This is a genomic window from Pseudalkalibacillus salsuginis, assembly GCF_021646685.1.
GTDB lineage: Bacteria > Bacillota > Bacilli > Bacillales > Fictibacillaceae > Pseudalkalibacillus > Pseudalkalibacillus salsuginis.
Window position 1 is genome coordinate 76,272 of record NZ_JAKJHW010000001.1, and the last position, 18,232, is coordinate 94,503.

The 18,232-nt window shown below is 43.0% G+C and carries 19 protein-coding genes; 1 reads left to right on the forward strand and 18 read right to left on the reverse strand.

The genetic code is table 11. The features are described 5' to 3' along the window. Positions 1-21: 21 nt before the first annotated feature. The 15 genes from L1611_RS00390 to L1611_RS00460 all read right to left on the reverse strand — a co-directional run bounded on the left by L1611_RS00390 (position 22) and on the right by L1611_RS00460 (position 14,542). The gene (locus tag L1611_RS00390) at positions 22-1,206 is read right to left on the reverse strand and encodes a pyridoxal phosphate-dependent aminotransferase (protein WP_236310888.1); all 1,185 of its coding nucleotides are present in this window, start codon (positions 1,204-1,206) and stop codon (positions 22-24) included. Positions 1,207-1,268: 62 nt separating this feature from the next. Then, the gene (locus L1611_RS00395) at positions 1,269-1,772 is read right to left on the reverse strand and encodes a hypothetical protein (protein WP_236310891.1); all 504 of its coding nucleotides are present in this window, start codon (positions 1,770-1,772) and stop codon (positions 1,269-1,271) included. An 11-nt stretch (positions 1,773-1,783) separates the two neighbouring features. Further along, a complete protein-coding gene (locus L1611_RS00400; protein ID WP_236312003.1) occupies positions 1,784-1,954 on the reverse strand; it encodes a YpmA family protein in 171 nt (56 codons plus the stop codon). Between the two features lie 281 nt (positions 1,955-2,235). Continuing rightward, positions 2,236-3,138 carry a ComEC/Rec2 family competence protein gene (locus L1611_RS00405; protein ID WP_236310894.1) on the reverse strand — a complete coding sequence of 301 codons (903 nt, stop codon included), beginning with the start codon at positions 3,136-3,138 and terminating at the stop codon, positions 2,236-2,238. A gap of 58 nt (positions 3,139-3,196) precedes the next feature. After that, a complete protein-coding gene (gene dinG / locus L1611_RS00410) occupies positions 3,197-5,995 on the reverse strand; it encodes an ATP-dependent DNA helicase DinG (RefSeq protein ID WP_236310896.1) in 2,799 nt (932 codons plus the stop codon). 552 nt (positions 5,996-6,547) lie between these two features. Next, entirely contained in the window at positions 6,548-6,931 is a 384-nt protein-coding gene (gene panD / locus L1611_RS00415; protein WP_236310899.1) for an aspartate 1-decarboxylase, read from the reverse strand. Between the two features lie 23 nt (positions 6,932-6,954). Beyond that, positions 6,955-7,803 (reverse strand): pantoate--beta-alanine ligase, encoded by an 849-nt coding sequence (panC, locus tag L1611_RS00420; RefSeq protein WP_236310901.1) that lies wholly within the window; start codon positions 7,801-7,803, stop codon positions 6,955-6,957. After that, entirely contained in the window at positions 7,800-8,636 is an 837-nt protein-coding gene (panB, locus tag L1611_RS00425; protein ID WP_236310902.1) for a 3-methyl-2-oxobutanoate hydroxymethyltransferase, read from the reverse strand. The genes panC and panB overlap by 4 nt, the downstream gene beginning before the upstream one ends. Positions 8,637-8,968: 332 nt before the next feature. After that, entirely contained in the window at positions 8,969-9,949 is a 981-nt protein-coding gene (locus L1611_RS00430) for a biotin--[acetyl-CoA-carboxylase] ligase (RefSeq protein ID WP_236310904.1), read from the reverse strand. Then, positions 9,922-11,112, reverse strand: coding sequence for a CCA tRNA nucleotidyltransferase (locus L1611_RS00435; protein ID WP_236310906.1), 1,191 nt, complete (start codon positions 11,110-11,112; stop codon positions 9,922-9,924). The genes L1611_RS00430 and L1611_RS00435 overlap by 28 nt, the downstream gene beginning before the upstream one ends. A gap of 12 nt (positions 11,113-11,124) precedes the next feature. Continuing rightward, positions 11,125-12,270, reverse strand: a complete 1,146-nt coding sequence (gene bshA / locus L1611_RS00440) for an N-acetyl-alpha-D-glucosaminyl L-malate synthase BshA (RefSeq protein WP_236310908.1) — start codon at positions 12,268-12,270, stop codon at positions 11,125-11,127. Positions 12,271-12,272: 2 nt separating this feature from the next. After that, positions 12,273-12,977 carry a bacillithiol biosynthesis deacetylase BshB1 gene (gene bshB1, locus L1611_RS00445; RefSeq protein ID WP_236310910.1) on the reverse strand — a complete coding sequence of 235 codons (705 nt, stop codon included), beginning with the start codon at positions 12,975-12,977 and terminating at the stop codon, positions 12,273-12,275. Next, positions 12,974-13,390, reverse strand: a complete 417-nt coding sequence (gene mgsA, locus L1611_RS00450) for a methylglyoxal synthase (protein ID WP_236310912.1) — start codon at positions 13,388-13,390, stop codon at positions 12,974-12,976. Before mgsA ends, bshB1 begins: the two co-directional genes overlap by 4 nt. 10 nt (positions 13,391-13,400) lie before the next feature. Further along, positions 13,401-14,207, reverse strand: coding sequence for a 4-hydroxy-tetrahydrodipicolinate reductase (gene dapB, locus L1611_RS00455; protein WP_236310914.1), 807 nt, complete (start codon positions 14,205-14,207; stop codon positions 13,401-13,403). Continuing rightward, positions 14,204-14,542 carry a nucleotide pyrophosphohydrolase gene (locus L1611_RS00460; protein ID WP_322972516.1) on the reverse strand — a complete coding sequence of 113 codons (339 nt, stop codon included), beginning with the start codon at positions 14,540-14,542 and terminating at the stop codon, positions 14,204-14,206. Before L1611_RS00460 ends, dapB begins: the two co-directional genes overlap by 4 nt. 193 nt (positions 14,543-14,735) lie before the next feature. Between L1611_RS00460 and L1611_RS00465 the strand changes: the two genes are divergently transcribed. Continuing rightward, on the forward strand, positions 14,736-15,608 hold the full coding sequence (locus L1611_RS00465) for a YitT family protein (protein ID WP_236310918.1): 873 nt from the start codon (positions 14,736-14,738) through the stop codon (positions 15,606-15,608). A 283-nt stretch (positions 15,609-15,891) separates the two neighbouring features. On the opposite strand, the gene L1611_RS00470 is transcribed toward L1611_RS00465, so the two are convergent. The 3 genes from L1611_RS00470 to lhaT form a co-directional block, all read right to left on the reverse strand. Continuing rightward, complete coding sequence (locus L1611_RS00470; RefSeq protein ID WP_236310920.1) at positions 15,892-16,566, reverse strand: zinc metallopeptidase; 675 nt, start codon at positions 16,564-16,566, stop codon at positions 15,892-15,894. A 38-nt stretch (positions 16,567-16,604) separates the two neighbouring features. Beyond that, a complete protein-coding gene (gene ypjB, locus L1611_RS00475; RefSeq protein WP_236310922.1) occupies positions 16,605-17,420 on the reverse strand; it encodes a sporulation protein YpjB in 816 nt (271 codons plus the stop codon). Between the two features lie 123 nt (positions 17,421-17,543). Continuing rightward, a complete protein-coding gene (lhaT, locus tag L1611_RS00480; protein WP_236310924.1) occupies positions 17,544-18,140 on the reverse strand; it encodes a lipoprotein heptaprenylglyceryl N-acetyltransferase LhaT in 597 nt (198 codons plus the stop codon). Positions 18,141-18,232 lie beyond the last annotated feature (92 nt).

Below are 18,232 nucleotides of genomic sequence, written 5' to 3' on the forward strand. Positions count from 1 at the left end.
GAGCCGATAAACAACCGGCCCTTATTTTTGATGTTTTTCCATAAAGTTCCTGATGCGGGTTAAAGCATCCTCTAATACGGAAAGGGATGTCGCATAGGAAAGGCGTACATTGCCTGGCGCGCCGAACCCGCTCCCAGGGACAAGTGCTACTTTTTCGTACTCGAGGATCGCTTCAACCCAGTCATCCACATCCTTAAATCCTGTCAGCTCAAGTGCCTCCGTGACATTCGGGAATAGGTAGAACGCTCCCTTCGGCTTTTCACATTTGAATCCGGGGATCTGGATCAATTGCTTATAGACTTTGTCGAGACGTTCCTCAAATGCCTTCTTCATCTCTTCAACTGGTTCCTGAGTGCCGTCATATGCTGCGATGGCGGCATGCTGTGCGATTGAAGTCGGGTTTGATGTACTATGGCTTGCAAGATTCGTCATTGCTTGGATCACATCCCGATTACCAACAGCATAGCCGATTCTCCAGCCTGTCATCGCATGTGATTTAGATACTCCATTGATGATGATCGTGTTTTCTTTCAACTCCGTAGAAAGCTGTGCAATCGAAACATGATGCTCTCCAAAATAAGTAAGTTTTTCGTAAATCTCATCTGAAACGATAAGAATGTCATGTTTGAGGCAGACTTCGCCGATCGCTTTCAATTCTTCTGATGAATAGATCGCTCCAGTTGGATTCGATGGCGAATTTACGATCACCGCTTTTGTCTTTTCACTGATGGCATCATCCAATTGTTCAGGTGTGATTTTAAAACCGTTCTCCTCTTTACCTTCGACATGTACCGGAACGCCACCAGCAAGCTTCACTTGTTCTGGGTAGCTTACCCAGTATGGTGTTGGGACGATTACCTCATCACCATCGTCAAGCAATACCTGGAACAATGTATACAGGGCATGCTTCGCGCCAGTCGTCACAATCACTTCACCAGGATCATAAGACAATTCCTGATCCCGTTGTAATTTCTCGATGATGCTTTCTTTCAGCTTCGGTAATCCTCCAGCAGGTGTATACCTTGTATACCCTTCATTCATGGCTTTCTGGGCATTTTCTATGATATGTTCAGGGGTGTTGAAATCGGGCTCTCCTGCTCCCAGGCCGATGACATCATGGCCTTCTGCTCTCAGGGCATGCGCTTTCGCTGTAATCGCTAGTGTACTTGATGGTGTCAATGCTTTAACTCGCTTTGCTAATTTCATTCCAAAACCCTCCATAAAGAATACTTGTGACAAGTTATATTTAAAATATTTTACAATTGAAACTATAATCGTTGGTTCATCGTGTACGTCTTAAAAAAAGTACCATCCGAATATCGTATGTAATGGAACGTATATCTGGTTGCACCTTTTTTATAGACAATTTCCCATACTGGGGTGAACGGTGAAGTTTCACGATATCTTTCCAAACCTAAACGAATCGATATCAAATTGTCCAGGTCCAGTTCTTGCTGTATATATTGCTTCACTTTCTGAACATTCCAACCATCTTCAGCTTTGATGACTTTAGCTTCATTTTCCTTAGAAAGCGGTATGAAGACATAGCTGTCTTCCTTATCTATCTTAGCACGGATCACGTCGAATGCACCATGTGATCCATTATAATGCTCGATTTCATTCACTTCAGTGATATTAAACTGCTCCTTTGCCAAAGCAACACTTTTCTTTTGGCTTTTACCGTGATCATTAAACACATAATAATAATAAGATATGCCTAGTGCTGTTGTAATAAACAATAAGGCTCCCAATATGTAGAACGTTTTTTTCATACTAAAACCACCTAGGTACGATAGATGGTAAAGACCATCTTTTCTTGATCTTCTTTATCAAGCGCTAAACCGAACATCAAATCCTGATGCTTGAGGGTTCTGTTCAATGCATCTACGATTTTGTAAAGGTCAGCTGAAGATTGAACCTTCACAGTAGAAAGTATTTCTATTTTACTTTCCATCTTCATTACACCCCATCCAGTTATCAAGTATTTTGCCATGTAACGGTTGCTTCCTGTTTTATCCTTAATAACTCTTCTGTTTAGGGACAAAATAAATGTATCAAGAAAGCAGTTCTTAAAACGACTGCATCACATAATATCCTTCCCTGCACCTTTTGGGGGCTGTCCTATAGTGTCAGACATCAAGTCAGACACTTATGAGACAGCCCACTTTTTCTTGTCTCTTGTTTATTTTAACGATTCCATTGCCTTTTTCAATACCTTTGGCGAACATTTTAAGGTCATTTATACGCTATTTTAGGTTTGGACAACGGTATTTGGGTAATTTCATACTCTTTTTGATTTGTTTTAACCATTACGATCCCCTGTTCATACGGCTTGAAAATTTCAGTCCACCGGTCTTCAAGCCTTAACATCACCTCATCACTTGCTCTATAGCCTGAACGCTTAAAAATGACAGCAACCTCAGGACTGGTATGATCCAACAATTCCTCACTTGTGCCGAAATAATGACCAAAGCCGCCTATTTTGATCAATGAGGCATTTATTACTCCATCCCGGATGATTGTTTTCTCAGCTACATCATTTGCGACGCCCATATAAAGGATATGGTTGGTACCGTACTGAAGATCCAACGCCATTCCGCCTATTTCATTTTCTTTATGTTTTTCTAAATATTTTACTGTGACAGAGATTTTATCTAACAATTTGAATTGGTCGCCTGATTCCAACGGTTTGACCGTCCCGTCCTGAAGCTGGAAACGTTCTGTTAGATCATTGACAATATTTTGGGCTATGAATACTTGTGAAATCTTATATTCATTGGTAAGCCACTCCAGGTTTCCAGTAAATTGCTCCCCTTTATTCGTTACTATCAATGTATCGATTTGATCGACTTGAAAAATTTTCATCTGCTGTTTAAATTGGGCATCGCTTTGTTCACTTCCCGTATCGATCAGGATATTTTTACCCTCACTGTCTTGTATGAGAGTTGCTTCCCCACTTTCAAGTTCAAGGAAAGAAAACGCGATTTCGTCTTTTTTTAGGTTCAAATCAAGATTCTTTATTACATTTCCTTTCGTGTCTCCATCCATAAAAAATACCGGCTCATCTTTAACCGGATTGTTGGTGACCAGAAGAAGGACCAAGAACAAGCTGAAGATCATGATTGGCCGGATATACACAAATAATCCCTCCGTAAATACGGTAGTCTTGATTATAGTGTATGCTGGACAATATAACTTAACCTATAAAGTATTTTAGATCATCCAACAGGTCATCCATCGATCCTTCCAGTACTGGTACATCAGGAAGTGAACTTAGAAACATTTTTCCATATTTTGCTGTAACGATGCGACGGTCGAACACAAATACTGCCCCATGATCGGAGGAAGAACGTACTAATCGTCCGAAGCCTTGTTTAAACCGGATGATTGCTTGAGGCAATGATAGCTCCATGAAAGGGCTCTTTCCCATTCTGCGAATTTGTTCACTTCGGGCTTCAATCACAGGGTTATCAGGTGGATTGAACGGTAGACGAACGATGACCAAACACGAGAGATCGTTTCCTGGAATATCAACACCTTCCCAAAAACTGCTTGTACCGAATAGGACAGCACGATCCAACTGCTTAAAATGCTTGGTCAGCCTTGCACGACTTCCACTGTCGATGCCCTGGCCGATCAGTGAGAAATCCTCCGGATCAGCTAGTTCCTTAAAACGATGATAGGTCTTCTTCAACAAATCGTAGCTTGTGAACAGGACAAGCATCCTTCCATCTGTAACATAGGCGATCCTGTAAATATATGCTGCAATCGTACTTGCGTAGGCTTCCGTACTCACATCTTTAATCATCGGTAAATCGGTAGGAACCATTATTTTCGCCTGGTTACTATAATCGAACGGGGATTGCAGCTGAACAGTGGCAGCATCCTCTCCTATACCCAGTCTTCCCCTCACAAAATCAAAACGGTTGCGGATCGTCAATGTCGCAGAAGTCAAAATGACGCTCTTTTTCCTTTCAAAAAACTCTCTTGAAAGGCGGTCCGAAATATCAATCGGTTGATTATAGATTGACACAGCATTTCTTGCTCCACCTGGATCGGTCTCTATCCAACAGACCTCATCTTCAATTGACGTAAGAAGCATATGGGCAAGAATATTCCTTTCCTCATCCAGCTTATTGAGAAGCCCGGTGTAATCGACAAGTGTTCCTTTTTGAAGGACATTTAAATGTTCTTCATGTTTCTGTACTTTTTTAATAATTTCACGGCAATCACGAAGCAGATCATTGGTGTGAAGCTGAACCCTTGCAAAAACTTCCTTCATCTCACCATACCAGTCAGGATCAGCCTCCGATGTAGTGAAACGGAAGGAGATTTTACCGACTTCCGATTTTTTATGGCCTTTGGCAACCACATACGTTTTGATCATACTGAACAGATGATCGATTTCGAATTTCATATCTTTTAATCCATTGATTACCTTGCTTTTATCGTAATCGATCTCTACAGAATTCAATATTTCTTCAAGCTTGAGCCAAAGGTTTACAGTCTTTTCTTCTGAGGTTCCGAGTCTGTCCAATACTCGATGAAATGAGAAATAGTCGGTTTGGAGGCCGAAGTGGTCACCCGCCACCTCGTCCAAGTGATGCGCTTCATCAATCACTACTTCCTGATAAGCTGGAATAAGCGCATGGTCATTCACTAAATCTGTAAAAAGCAATGCGTGATTAGTGATGATAATGTCCGCATCATAGGCTTCCCTTTTCGAACGATGATAGAAGCACCTGGAGAACCAAGGGCATTTATGGTTCAGACAAGAATTAGCGTCACTTTTGACTTGATGCCAGAATAACTGCCCGCCAGAAGGAAGGTTCAACTCCTCGATGTCACCTTCATCGGTCGTTGTCAGCCAAACTAACAACTGGGCTTTTGCAAGCAGAACATCATAATTGTTGTCATAGATCTGATCCAGCTGTTGCTCGAATTTGCGTAAACATAAATAATGGTTCCGCCCCTTCAGGACGGATGCATTGAAATCGAAAGGAACCATCTGCTTCAATAAGGGGATATCCCGGTCAAGAAGCTGTTCTTGAAGCTGTATCGTATGGGTACTGACGACCAGCGGCCTCCCTGTCTTTTTAGCATGAAGCAGACCAGGAATCAAATATCCAAGGGATTTGCCTATCCCAGTCCCCGCCTCAATCATAGCGTGACGACCATCAGTGAGTGATTCACCGACCACATCCATCATTTCAAGCTGCCCATACCTTTTTTCATAATTGGGCAGTGAATCGGCAAATCGTTCTTGTATATCTTGATGGGTCAGTGATTCATCTACATATTCTTCCTCAAGTCCTCTTTCTTTCATTTTCCTTAGTATAAGTTGACGATACACATCCAATTCAGGTATATCTTCTTCCAACTTTCCTAATTTGCGGTTTATACATTCTTGGACAAGACCAGCTACATCACTGTGCAGTCCTTTGAGCAAAGGATGAAGTCGTTGCAATGTCAATAAAGGAAGGGTTTCAAGTCGATTCAGCAATTCAATCAACAATAATCCCGTCGCTTCTGCATCCGAGTCTGCCTTATGTGGTTGTAAATGTTCCAAGGCAAGAGAATCGGATAGCTGACTAAGTTTATAGGAATCCAAATTAGGCATAAGGATCCGGGATAGCTCTACAGTATCAATCAGCATCCCTCTCCATTCAAAATACCCTGCATTTTCAAGTTCAGCATTCAAAAAGGACAGATCGAACTGGATATTATGAGCTACTAAACAAGCTCCATCCAAAAGCTTCAATAGTTCAGGCGCTACTTCTTCAAAAGTAGGTGCGTCTTCCACTGTGGATTGCTTGATGCCTGTCAATGAAGAGATGAATGAAGGAATCGGGATCCCTGGATTCAAGTATGAAGAATAACGGTCGATAATCGTGCCATTTTGGACAACAACAAGACCGATCTGTATGATCTTATCTTTCTTTTTAGGAGAGTGTCCTGTCGTTTCAAAATCCAGGACAACATATTTTTGGTTCATGATTTCACCTCAGGATAGATGCCAAACGAATGGTTCCGCGCATCAGCTTACTGCTACCAAAGAAAAGCGAAAACGCCCTGTTTAACCACGAAGGTCACTGGAAGTCCGACGAGGAGGCTGTCGCCGCCGCAGGAGGACTGAAGTGAGCCAAGTGGTTGGGCGGTGGAGCTAGACATCAAGAAAAGCGCAAACGCCCTGTTTAACCACGAAGGTCACTGGAAGTCCGACGAGGAGGCTCGAACCAAACAAAGTTCGGTTCTGCGAGTGCAAACACTTCTAACCAAATCACTGTGTCGACCGCCGCAGGAGGACTGAAGTGAGCCAAGTGGTTGGGCGGTGGCTATTTAAACAAAATTGTTATACATTCTTGTCAAAGAAAAAGCGGGTGCTCATGCTTCATAAGCACTCCGCTTCAAAAAAACTCATTCTTATAACATTTTACGCCTTCATACATATTCGTGCAATGAAAGAAAACTGATGTTAGGAAGGTATACCTAAGGGATTGGAGTGACTGGCAATGGAAAAGCAAGAAAGCCCTCTTGCAGAGAGCTTTTATAAAATGGTCGCTTCCGGTTCATTGGAAATACGTTCGATGATTGTATTGTTCTCATCCATGATCGCAACAGTCGGTTTATGAGTACGGGCTTCTTGTTCCGTCACCATGACATAATTCAGGATGATGACCACATCCCCCGTCTGGACTAATCGGGCGGCAGCGCCATTCAGGCAAATCGTACCGCTTCCCCTTTTTCCAGGAATGATATATGTTTCAAAGCGTGCACCATTATTATTGTTCACAATTTGCACCTTTTCATTTGGAAGCATGTCGACGGCATCCAAAATATCCTCATCGATTGTGATGCTCCCTACATAATTAAGGTTCGCTTCTGTTACTCTTGCCCTATGGATTTTTCCTTTTAACATTGTGCGAAACATTGAATTTTTTTCCCCTTCCTTCTCTATCGGACACCTTCCATGATGATGTTATCGATCAAACGTGCCCCTTCAAACTGATATGCCAAAGCGATGATCGTCTTCTGATCGAACCCTTCAACAGGTTGCAATTCAGGATAAGATAGGATTTCAACATAATCGACCTCTCCATATTCCAATCGTTGCAAGATCTTGTACAACCACTGTAGGACTTCATTGACCGTTTCACCCTTTTGGGCCTTTTCTTTTGCACCTCTAAGCCCTTCATACAATTGGGGAGCGATTCGCCGCTCATCATCCCTCAAGTTCACATTCCTGGAACTTTTCGCAAGCCCATCTTCTTCTCGTATCGTCGGACAAATAACCAGCTGTATCGGGAAAAAATAGGAATTGATCAAATCATCGACGATCGCGACCTGTTGAGCATCTTTTTGACCGAAGTACGCCCGGTCAGGCTGGATGATATGGAACAATTTCGTCAAAACGGTCACGACACCATCGAAGTGACCTGGTCTCTTTTCACCGCAAAGCCTATTTGTCCTTTTCGTTACCATGAGTTTCGTACCGGCTTCATTCGGATATATCACTGAACTGGAAGGATAGAACAACACATCGGAACCGTTATTTTTTGCAATTTCTTTATCCCTTTCAAAATCACGGGGATAACGCTCAAAATCTTCGTTAGGTCCGAACTGGGTTGGATTGACGAATATGCTGGTCACGACGATGTCGCACTCTTGTTTTGCCCGATGCATGAGTGAGACATGGCCTTCATGCAGAAAACCCATTGTCGGCACAAAACCGACTTTGAAACCATTTTGTTTTTGTTCTTTGGTGTAGGCTTGCATTTCTTCAATAGTCTTAAAAACGATCATACTTTTCCTCCGTATAAGGATACCAGCTGCTCTTCTTTCATCGTAAAAGTGTGTTTCTCCTCAGGGAATTTCCGTTCTTTTACATCCTCAACGTAATTTTTTATAGAAAATCCGATTTGCCCGGATACATTCGTATACTGTTTTACAAATTTCGGCGGCCGATGTGAACCGTAACCGATCAGATCATGATACACCAGCACCTGCCCATCGGTCCCAATTCCTGCTCCAATCCCGATCGTTGGAATCGATAAACGTTTGCTTACCAACTCAGCCAGCTGTCTTGGTACACATTCGAGGACCAAAGCAAAAGCGCCAGCCTCTTCAATTGCAAACGCGTCACCGATCAACTTTTCAGCTGCTTTGGCATCTTTACCTTGGACTTTGTAACCACCAAGGACGGCAACCGATTGCGGGGTCAACCCTAAGTGGCCCATCACAGGGACTCCTGCCCCAGTAAGCCGACTGATGACCTCGATCACCTCTCCTGCCCCTTCTACTTTTACGGCATCAGCGGAGGCTTCTTGCATCAGGCGGGCTGCATTTTTCAAGGCGTCAGCGGTCGACGTATGATAGCTCATAAACGGCATATCCGTAACGACAAATGTTTCAGAAGCTCCTCTTTTGACTGCTTTCGTATGATGGATCATATCCTCCATCGTCACAGGTATGGTCGATTCATAGCCAAGTACGACCATTCCAAGGGAATCCCCTACAAGGATCAAGTCGATATTCGCTTGCTCAGCGATTTGCGCTGAAGGATAATCATAACTTGTGAGCATCACGATCTTTTCATCTTGTTCCTTCATTTTCTTAAAATCACTAATCCGTTTCATACTTCTCCTCCTTTTAAATCAGAGGAAGATGAAAGTGAACTCTTTTCGCATAGGCTCAGTTAACCTTCAGATGATATTTGCTGAAGAAATCAACATTAACAACAAAGCCATGGCATAAAAAAACCTTCTTTCAGACAAAGAGAAAGAAGGGAGTTAAAACGCTTTCAAACTTTCATCCCTCTGTCCATGTCCCAGGTTCGGATCAAGGCAGAACCATAATCATAATCAATCACATATATTACACATTCGGAAAGTGCAGTTCGTTGATACGATACCGCCTATAAGTGTAGTATAGCAGATATTTTCTCTTCATGTTCTAAAAATAAACCTTTTTAGGATTTCTGAGTGAGCTCGATATCTGCAGAGTAAACACGGTGTACGGTTCCTAAATCGTCTTCGACCAAAAGGACACCCTCTTCTGTGATTCCTTGTGCCTTTCCATACAATTCACCCGCAATTGTACGGACCCGTATGCGTTTGCCTAAACTTGCAGCAGAGCCTTCCCATAATAATTTGATCGGCGAGAATCCGTGTTCCAGATAAAGGGTATACAGCTTTTCCATCTTTTCTAAAATAGAGCGTACCAGATGTGCTCTTTCGATTTCCGTTCCACTCGCTATTTTAAGCGATGTCGCGATATTGGAGATTTCATCGGGAAAAGCAGCTGTATTTACGTTGATCCCGATCCCGATGATGACCGAATTCACCCGATCAGCCTCAGCCTGAAGTTCTGTCAGGATCCCCACCACTTTTTTTCCGTCGATCAATATGTCGTTGGGCCATTTGATCTGTGCATCTTCACCAGTTACTTGTTGAACGCCTTGCACTACACTGACAGCAGCAAGCAATGTAAGCTGAGGTGCTTTTTGAGGGGGAATGTTCGGACGTAAAATGACACTCATCCAGACACCGCTTCCTTTCGGTGAATGCCAGGATCGGCCCAGTCGTCCTCTACCGGATGTCTGTTCATCTGCTATGACGATCGTCCCTTCAGGAGCATTATTCAGTGCATGCCGATGGGCGATCTCCTGTGTTGAAGACACACTTTCTTCGTAATGGATCTCCTGACCAAGCTTTTCGGTATTCAATTGATGTTTGATCTCACCTGGCAGAAGATTGTTAGGCCGGGTTATGATTCGATATCCCTTCTTCTGTACTGCTTCTACTACATATCCCTCTTTTCTCAGTTCCTCGATATGCTTCCAGACAGCCGTTCTTGAGCATCCTAATATTTCACTCAACTTCTGACCAGACTTATAACCTCCTGCATCAGAAAGGAGACTGATCAATTTCTCTCGTATGGTTGTTGCCATTTTTCAATCAACTCCTTCACTCCTGAGGGGGTATTTTCGACCTTCCCTTCGATGACACACCGCTCTATTTTTTCAAGGTATTCCGTAATCCACGGACCAGGCTTTTGTCTGAAAAATTTTTGCAACTCATTCCCGTTTATCGCCAGTTCCGCACGACTTTTAATTGGAAGCTGTGAGAATCGGGCAACTAGTTCGGATTCCTCTATTTCCACTAGCAGACCAAGGAAACGTTTCACACGGATGGTTGCTTTCAAATCACTAAGGCCATACGTATATAACGTATAAGCACATGTAAAATCGATATCACTGCGAACCAGTTTTACAATCCGATCCACCTTCGCCTTTCTTTGATTTGGAAGCTTCCAAACAGAAAGCCATTCAACAGGATCTTCAATCTGGTTCCGTGCAAGGAACCCTGTCCATCGCTCTTCGACCGTCGTGAGTTCACTCCAATGAAACTTCTCAGTCTGGACCTGAAATTCAAATGGACCTCTCGGCAGATGGCAGTCCACATTTGTCTTTTTAAGCAACGTCAGAGCTTTTTCGCAATAGGGCCCCCCCAGCATCTTTTCAAATTCATCCCGGATCCGTTCAACAGAGATCTTTTTAAGCAGGAAAGCATTCTCTACAAGTGCTGAATAAGTAGTTTCTTCGAATCCGAACCCAAGAATAGAGACGAATCGGATTCCCCGCATCATTCTGAGGGGATCTTCCTGAAATCTTTCGGAGGGGGTTCCTACCGCTTTCAAAATGCCCTGTTCGAGATCCTCTTTGCCACCGAATGGGTCGATGATGCCCCCATTACGATCGAGTGCAAGTGAATTGATCGTAAAATCCCTTCTCGATAAATCCGCTTCGATCGATTCATGAAATTCGACTTCAGAGGGCCTCCTATGATCTATATAACGACCTTCTGAGCGGAATGTCGTCACTTCAAAAGATTGCTTGCCATGACGTACAATGACTGTTCCATGTTCGATGCCCACTGGTATCGTTTTCGGAAAAATCCTTTGAACTTCTTCAGGCTTAGCGGAAGTAGCGATATCAATATCGCCAGTTGGACGCCTTAAGAGACGGTCACGGACTACACCACCGACGATGTAAGCTTTGAAGCCATGATTTTGTAATTTCTCGACCACTTGATTAGCAAGTTTAAAAGACATGAGCAACGTCTCCTAGACTCGGACGGATTTCAGACCGAGCGTTTTTGCATAGACTTCGAGATAATCATTCAATATCATTTTCGAATGGAAATTTTGATGTACGTGTTTGACGGCATTCCTTGACATTCTCGTTTGTAATTCGTCATTTTGCAGGATCTGCAATGTCTTCGAAGCGATCTGATCGATATTCCCTATTTCACATATGTAACCAGTTACCCCTTCATCAATCACTTCCGGTATTCCACCAATGTTAGTACCAATGACAGGTACTCCGCAAGCCATCGCTTCAAGCAATACCAGACCGAAACTTTCTTTTTCTGATAAAAGGAGTTTTACGTCACTGATCGAGAACAATTCTGCAATGTTTTCCTGTTTTCCAAGAATGAGAACATCATCTTGAAGACCAAGATCTTTGGACATTCGGCAAGCAACTGTCAATTCTGGTCCATCCCCGATCAGCAAAAGTTTTGCAGGAAGCTGTTCTCTGACTTTATGGAAGGTTTTGACGACATCCGGGACACGTTTCACCGACCTGAAATTCGAAACATGGATCAAGACCTTATCTTCAGGCTTTATCCCATACTCTTTTCGTAGATCTAGATTATGCTTCCGTTTATAAACGTCTTCGTCAATGAAATTGTACACACAATCAATATCCTTTTCAGTACCCAAGAGGACCTTCGTCTGTTCGATGAGACTCCTTGATACCGCCGTTACCGAATCGGACTTTTCGATTCCGAATTTGATCAGTTCGCTCAAGCTTGGATCATGACCTAATACGGTAATGTCAGTTCCATGGAGAGTCGTCACAATCTTCAAGTCCTCTCCGACCATCTGCTTCGCCAGGTATGCACAAATGGCATGCGGTACCGCATAATGTACATGCAGAAGATCAAGTTTCTCACGTACCGCGATTTCAGCCATTTTACTAGCAAGGGTCAAATCGTAGGGAGGATAACGGAATACGGAGTATTGATTGACTTCTACTTCATGGAAATGGACATTATGATAGAATTTCTCCAGACGGAACGGGATGCTTGATGTGATGAAGTGGATTTCATGCCCCTCTTTGGCAAGCATCTTACCGAGTTCGGTTGCGACAACTCCTGAACCACCTATTGTAGGGTAACAAGTGATGCCTATTTTCAGTTTTTTCATATTCAATCTCCTAACAGATCATTGATCAAGATAGGGCGTCCGGAGCGGAATCCCTCTGCATGGGTGACACCAGATTCTTTCCCGAAAAGTGCATCACGCGCTTCTACTGTGTCAAGATAGCCGTTGTTTAACGGAGTCGGCACTCCGTCTCCGCTTGTCATGAATTGACTCTTATAAGCGTTAAGGCAATCCCTTTTCTTTTCGTAAACCTCGCTTACATCGACACTGAAATGGGGATGATTGTAACCGTTGATGAAATAATAATACAGTTTGTCGACTCGATGTGCCGACAATTCCCCTTCCACCTGATACTTTCGAATTCCTGCTGAAAAAACAGCTTCTTCAACCAATCGGCTGCAATTTCCGTGATCAGGGTGCCGATCGACCGGATAAGGCAGGAAAACTGCTTTCGGTTTGTAAATCCGGATCGTCCGGGCAACTTTTTGGATATATGATTCGGTTAACCGTAAACCTCTGTCTGGAAGTTCGAGATTTAGCCGTTCATGAAGCCCCATCACTTTTGCTGCTTTCTCAGCCTCCTCCTGACGGAGTACTACATTCCCGTTTGAGGAGAGTTCCGCCAATGTCAAATCACAAATACCTGTCTTATAACCTTTCCTTGCCTGGAGGATCATTGTACCTGCCATGCCAATCTCTACATCATCTGGATGGGCTCCGAATGCAAGGATATCAAGGTTGGTAGTCATGCTCTTCCTCCCCCCCGTTCATGAATCACTTTACGCCAGTTGAAATCACCCCGTCTCAGAGCATGAATGAACAACTCTGCACTGGCCATATTCGAGGCCAAGGGGATTTGATAAACATCACACAGACGGATGAGTGCTGCGATATCCGGTTCATGGGGCTGGGCCGTCAATGGATCTTTGAAAAAGATGACGAGATCCATGGTGTTATCTGCAATCATGGCTCCGATCTGTTGATCTCCGCCAAGAGGTCCTGATTTAAAGCGATGGACACCAAGCCCTGTTGCTTCTGTGATTTTCAACCCTGTCGTCCCGGTTGCAAACAGGTTGTGGTTTTCTAGTACGGGTTTATAGGCAATCGTAAAATTGATCATATCTTGCTTTTTCTCATCATGAGCGATCAAGGCAATATTCATAACATATCCTCTATTCCATCAGATTTTCCAGTCCATAGACGAGCATATCAAGTTTCATGACGGTTTCTACAGCCATTTTGACACCAGGCATGAACGCACTTCGATCAATTGTGTCATGTTTGATGGATAAAGTCTGACCGGTGGTGCCCAGCAGGACTTCCTGATGTGCAACAAGACCGGGTAGACGAACACTATGGATTCGTAATCCATCATCGTCCGCTCCTCTAGCACCCTTCATCTCTTCTTTTTCATCCGGGTGTCCCTGAGTCTGCGATTGCCTTACTTCCTTGATCATTTGCGCCGTCTTTACAGCCGTTCCTGACGGGGCATCCAGCTTTTGATCATGATGCTTTTCGATGATTTCGATGTCCGGCATGTATTTTGCAGCCATCTGAGCAAATTTCATCATCAGGATCGCACCAACGGCAAAGTTTGGAGCGATTACTGCACCAATCTCTTTCTCTTCCGCAATGCTGCTGTAATTTCGGATCTCTTCATCTGTAAAACCTGTCGTCCCTATGACCGGTCGAACCCCATTCTCCAGTGCAGCCTCCAAATGCTTTTTCCCAGACTCAGGCTTGGTCAAATCGATGAGTACATCTGCATCTACTTCATTAATGCATGTAATGAAATCATCATACACAGGGATATCCAAATTCGGTTGATCCTCCAACTCACTAAGTTTCTTCCCTGCATTTTTTGTATCAACGACAGCCTGTAAAGTGAAGTGTTCAGTATCGGTCACCATTTTCACGGCTTCTTTTCCCATCTTCCCCCTTGGTCCAGCAATGATAATACGTATATTCTCTTGACTCATTCTTCTGCCTCCTCGATTCTAGTCCAACGATCTTTATCTCTTGTATTGAATTTCTCCATCACGATATGAAGTGCTTTGTCCAAATCAATATGTAATGAGTTTGCAAAACAAATAATGACGAACAAAAGATCTCCCAACTCTTCTTCAATGGATTGTTCATGCTCTGTGGATTTCTTCGGTTTCTCACCATAGCGATGATTCACCTCACGGGAAAGTTCACCTAGTTCTTCCGTCATTCTTGCAAGCATCGCTAAAGGACTAAAGTAACCTTCCTTAAACTGTCCAATATAATCATCAACCGTTTCCTGCATTTCTTTCATCGTTCGTTCATCCATATCCACACCTCGTTTCATCCTACTCTTCATGTTAGCTAAATCAAATCAGTTTGACAAATGTTTAAGACATGGATAGATTGATTAAGGAATGATATTACGAGTAGAATTGATTCTCTTTCAAAGAAAAAGGATATGGATCTAGTATTTCAGGCTTTTACCTGAAAAACACCGATCAATTGAAAGGAGGCTTCCCATGCTGAAGATCAAGGCAAAGAACGTATTGTTCATTTTGTTAGGTTCAGCAATATTCGGTTTTGGCATCATTCATTTTAATATAGAAAACAATCTGGCAGAGGGCGGGTTTACAGGGATTACCCTTATTCTCTATAATCTCTTTGCTATCGATCCTGCAATCTCCAACCTTGTCTTGAACATTCCTTTGTTCTTAGTAGGTTGGAGGCTTCTAGGAAGGAATTCATTCATCTATACGATCATCGGGACTGTAGCAGTTTCATTTTTCTTCTGGCTTTTCCAATACCATTTCCGCTTGTCTTTCCCGCTTCATGAAGATCTGACTTTAGCCGCCCTCTTCGCCGGCGTATTCATCGGGGTCGGCCTCGGAATCATCTTCCGTTATGGCGGTACGACAGGCGGTGTGGATATTATCGCACGTCTCGCAAATAAATATATTGGCTGGAGCTTTGGAAAGACAATGTTCCTTTTCGATGCTTTCGTCATATTGTCCGCCACGATCACTTATTTAAATTATACGGAAGCGATGTATACTTTGGTGGCTGTGTTTGTAGGAGCGAGGGTGATCGATTTCATCCAGGAAGGTGTATATGCTGCCAAGGCTGCAATGATCATTTCGGAGAAGAATACCGAAATCGCCAACCGTATCATTCAGGAGCTCGACCGCGGGGCAACAGTATTGAACGGAAGGGGAACGTTTACCGGCCATCAGAAAGAAGTTCTATATTGTGTGATCGCGCGCAATGAAATCTTCCGCTTACGAAACTTGATTCAGCAAATCGATCCACATGCATTCGTGGCTGTCAACGATGTCCATGACGTCCTCGGAGAAGGCTTCACACTCGACGAAAACAAAAACCCATTACATGATTGACCAGATGTGGACACCAGAGACCCTTATTTGCTGAAAAGTATTGAAAAACAATTGCTTTTTATACAATTTGCGAATTAGTCCTCTAGTCCATGCAAATGGGGCAGTCCAATAACGAGTAATTGACCTTTTCAACAACGCTCAAAGTGTTGTCAGCCGATGAAGGTCCGTTACTTATTGGATAGCCCCTTTTTTAAATCGGTATGTAGAGATTGAGTCAAGAAAAACAAAAAAGACCGCTGATAGATAATGACTATCAAACGGATCTTCATAGGACTTGTTCATTCTAGTCAGATTGGTTCATCCCTAGGAAAATGAGTACAAATCTTGCCAGCTCCAATACAGCGACCAGCGCTGACGCAACGTATGTCAAAGCAGCTGCATTCAAGACTTTCTTCGCTTGCCGTTCTTCATCATTTCGAATCACACCTAGATGTACGATTTGATTCATCGCCCTATTACTAGCATTGAACTCGACAGGCAAGGTGACCAGTTGAAATAATACAGCCCCCGCCATTAAAAGGATACCAGGTAAGATTAAGTTAGCGGCATTCATCAAAATCCCGATGATGATCAGAAAGTAGGATAGATTTGAGCCAATCGAAGCAACAGGAACTAACGCATGTCGGAATCTTAAAGGCGCATATTGTTCGGCATGTTGGATAGCATGCCCGATCTCATGAGCTGCAACTGCTGTTCCAGCGATAGAGTGTCCATAATAATTATCTTCCGAAAGCCTGACCACTTTCGTCCTGGGATCATAGTGATCTGAGAGCTTTCCCCTTACAGGTTCAACTTTGACATCGAAAAGCCCGTTGTCATTGAGGATTTTCTGGGCTACTTCCGCTCCTGACATTCCATATGCAGAAGGCATCTGCGAATACTTGCGGTATACCTTTTTCACTCTGAACTGTGCCCAAAGTGGAATCGCAAGCAATAGCAGAAAGTATATTAAAAACATGGCAGGACTCACCTCTATTCATTTTTTTGTCATATACCCTATCGGAACCGGTTGTATTCCTTCTTCTTCGAAAACGTTTGGTATTCTTTCTTTTCTCCTGAATATTTTCTCCAACCCACATAAAATAATGTAGAAATAATTCCGCCGCCGACCGCGAAGATGAGCCAAAGAATCGAAGGATCGGCACTATCTTCCTTCGTTGTGTCAAAAGCATCAATCAATCCTGCTTCAATGACATGGATCTGCTGGATCTGATGATCGGTCGTTACGATCAAAGATCTATTTTCATCCAGGTAGGTGATATATGAATCAATACGGCTTAATAACTCCTGCGGTAAATCGACGCTCAATGCCGCATGTATCTTCTCATATTCTGATAAAAATTGATTGAAATAAGCGTAAAAGCTTTGCAGCTCCTGATTGGCTGCTGCATCTTTCATTTGTTCCAGAGGACGCATCAATTCATTTTTTGTCGATTTCCAAAGCGGCTGGTGAGTAGAATAGACAGCATCCACCAACAGATGTAATTGAACCAATGTATCTACCCGCTCTTCATGCGTCGCTGAAGTACTAGTCAAAACTTTGACAGATTCATCATAGCTCGTGGAAAAAACCCTGAGATTATACATCGACAATTTCTTCTGTTGATCCGATAAACTGAGGTATTCATCTTCAAAATAACGTAAAACGTCTTTGGCATCGGCGTACTTTTCAGCTTTAGTCAATTGAAGTGCTTTATAAGACAAGTCGCTCAGCTTTTTCCAATGATCATTTCCGTTGTCTTCAGCAGCAAATATCGTTGTAGGTAATTGAATGAGTAACATGATGAGCAGTGCAACCAATACCCCTCTCATAAAACTTGTCCCTCCTCTTAAGAAACTAACTCCTCATACTTTGTACGAATGGAGATGGCGTTCTGATAAACACCAACTCGTCTTCATAGTTCATCTTATGAAGAATGGGACAAGAGTAGAACGCTATTCTATTTTCAAACGAGAAGTAGAACTAGACCGGATCGTCAATTGATAGACGATGATGATAGACAGGATACTGAGCCAGAAAGTATAGTAACCGATCTGGATGGTATACATATCAAGCACGGAGTATGTCGGCTCCATATCAAAAAGATAATCTATCATTTCGTTATGAATGACCCAGACAGCAGCACTATAGATATGCCACCTTTTGATCCTATAAAAGGGTGTATACAAAAGCCCTTCAATCGCCATTCCGAGGTGTGAGAAAATCAACATGAAATTCACCCATGTCAAAGACCCACTGACATACCCTCCAACTAAATTCATCGCAACCGCCCAAATGCCATATTTAAACAGGGTTATAGCCGCCAGAGCTTCTAGTAATGGCCAGTTCCTCCCTAATAAAAACGCAATCAGCACTAATACGAAAAAAAGGCTTGCAGTCGGACTATCCGGGACAAACGGTAAGAAGTACCACGGAGTCGTTTTCAATTGATCAGCATACCAGATATAGCCGTATATCGTACCTAATATATTGATGATCAGCAGCATCCATAGAACGGATCGGTGACGTAACAGCATTAAGACGTTGAACATTGGCGATCTCCTTAAAATGATCTGTAACCTCATGAATTACCCATTGGAATGTTTGAAAAAAGCTGACTTTTTCAAGTCAGCTTCGTTGAACG

Excerpts from the sequence above, each read along its gene's own strand:
- L1611_RS00390 (WP_236310888.1), bottom strand. The coding sequence starts at position 1,206 with ATGAAATTAGCAAAGCGAGTTAAAGCATTGACACCATCAAGTACACTA.
- L1611_RS00395 (WP_236310891.1), bottom strand. The coding sequence starts at position 1,772 with ATGAAAAAAACGTTCTACATATTGGGAGCCTTATTGTTTATTACAACA.
- L1611_RS00400 (WP_236312003.1), bottom strand. The coding sequence starts at position 1,954 with ATGGAAAGTAAAATAGAAATACTTTCTACTGTGAAGGTTCAATCTTCA.
- dinG (WP_236310896.1), bottom strand. The coding sequence starts at position 5,995 with ATGAACCAAAAATATGTTGTCCTGGATTTTGAAACGACAGGACACTCT.
- panD (WP_236310899.1), bottom strand. The coding sequence starts at position 6,931 with ATGTTTCGCACAATGTTAAAAGGAAAAATCCATAGGGCAAGAGTAACA.
- panC (WP_236310901.1), bottom strand. The coding sequence starts at position 7,803 with ATGATCGTTTTTAAGACTATTGAAGAAATGCAAGCCTACACCAAAGAA.
- panB (WP_236310902.1), bottom strand. The coding sequence starts at position 8,636 with ATGAAACGGATTAGTGATTTTAAGAAAATGAAGGAACAAGATGAAAAG.
- L1611_RS00430 (WP_236310904.1), bottom strand. The coding sequence starts at position 9,949 with ATGGCAACAACCATACGAGAGAAATTGATCAGTCTCCTTTCTGATGCA.
- L1611_RS00435 (WP_236310906.1), bottom strand. The coding sequence starts at position 11,112 with ATGTCTTTTAAACTTGCTAATCAAGTGGTCGAGAAATTACAAAATCAT.
- bshA (WP_236310908.1), bottom strand. The coding sequence starts at position 12,270 with ATGAAAAAACTGAAAATAGGCATCACTTGTTACCCTACAATAGGTGGT.
- bshB1 (WP_236310910.1), bottom strand. The coding sequence starts at position 12,977 with ATGACTACCAACCTTGATATCCTTGCATTCGGAGCCCATCCAGATGAT.
- mgsA (WP_236310912.1), bottom strand. The coding sequence starts at position 13,390 with ATGAATATTGCCTTGATCGCTCATGATGAGAAAAAGCAAGATATGATC.
- dapB (WP_236310914.1), bottom strand. The coding sequence starts at position 14,207 with ATGAGTCAAGAGAATATACGTATTATCATTGCTGGACCAAGGGGGAAG.
- L1611_RS00460 (WP_322972516.1), bottom strand. The coding sequence starts at position 14,542 with ATGGATGAACGAACGATGAAAGAAATGCAGGAAACGGTTGATGATTAT.
- L1611_RS00465 (WP_236310918.1), top strand. The coding sequence starts at position 14,736 with ATGCTGAAGATCAAGGCAAAGAACGTATTGTTCATTTTGTTAGGTTCA.
- L1611_RS00470 (WP_236310920.1), bottom strand. The coding sequence starts at position 16,566 with ATGTTTTTAATATACTTTCTGCTATTGCTTGCGATTCCACTTTGGGCA.
- ypjB (WP_236310922.1), bottom strand. The coding sequence starts at position 17,420 with ATGAGAGGGGTATTGGTTGCACTGCTCATCATGTTACTCATTCAATTA.
- lhaT (WP_236310924.1), bottom strand. The coding sequence starts at position 18,140 with ATGTTCAACGTCTTAATGCTGTTACGTCACCGATCCGTTCTATGGATG.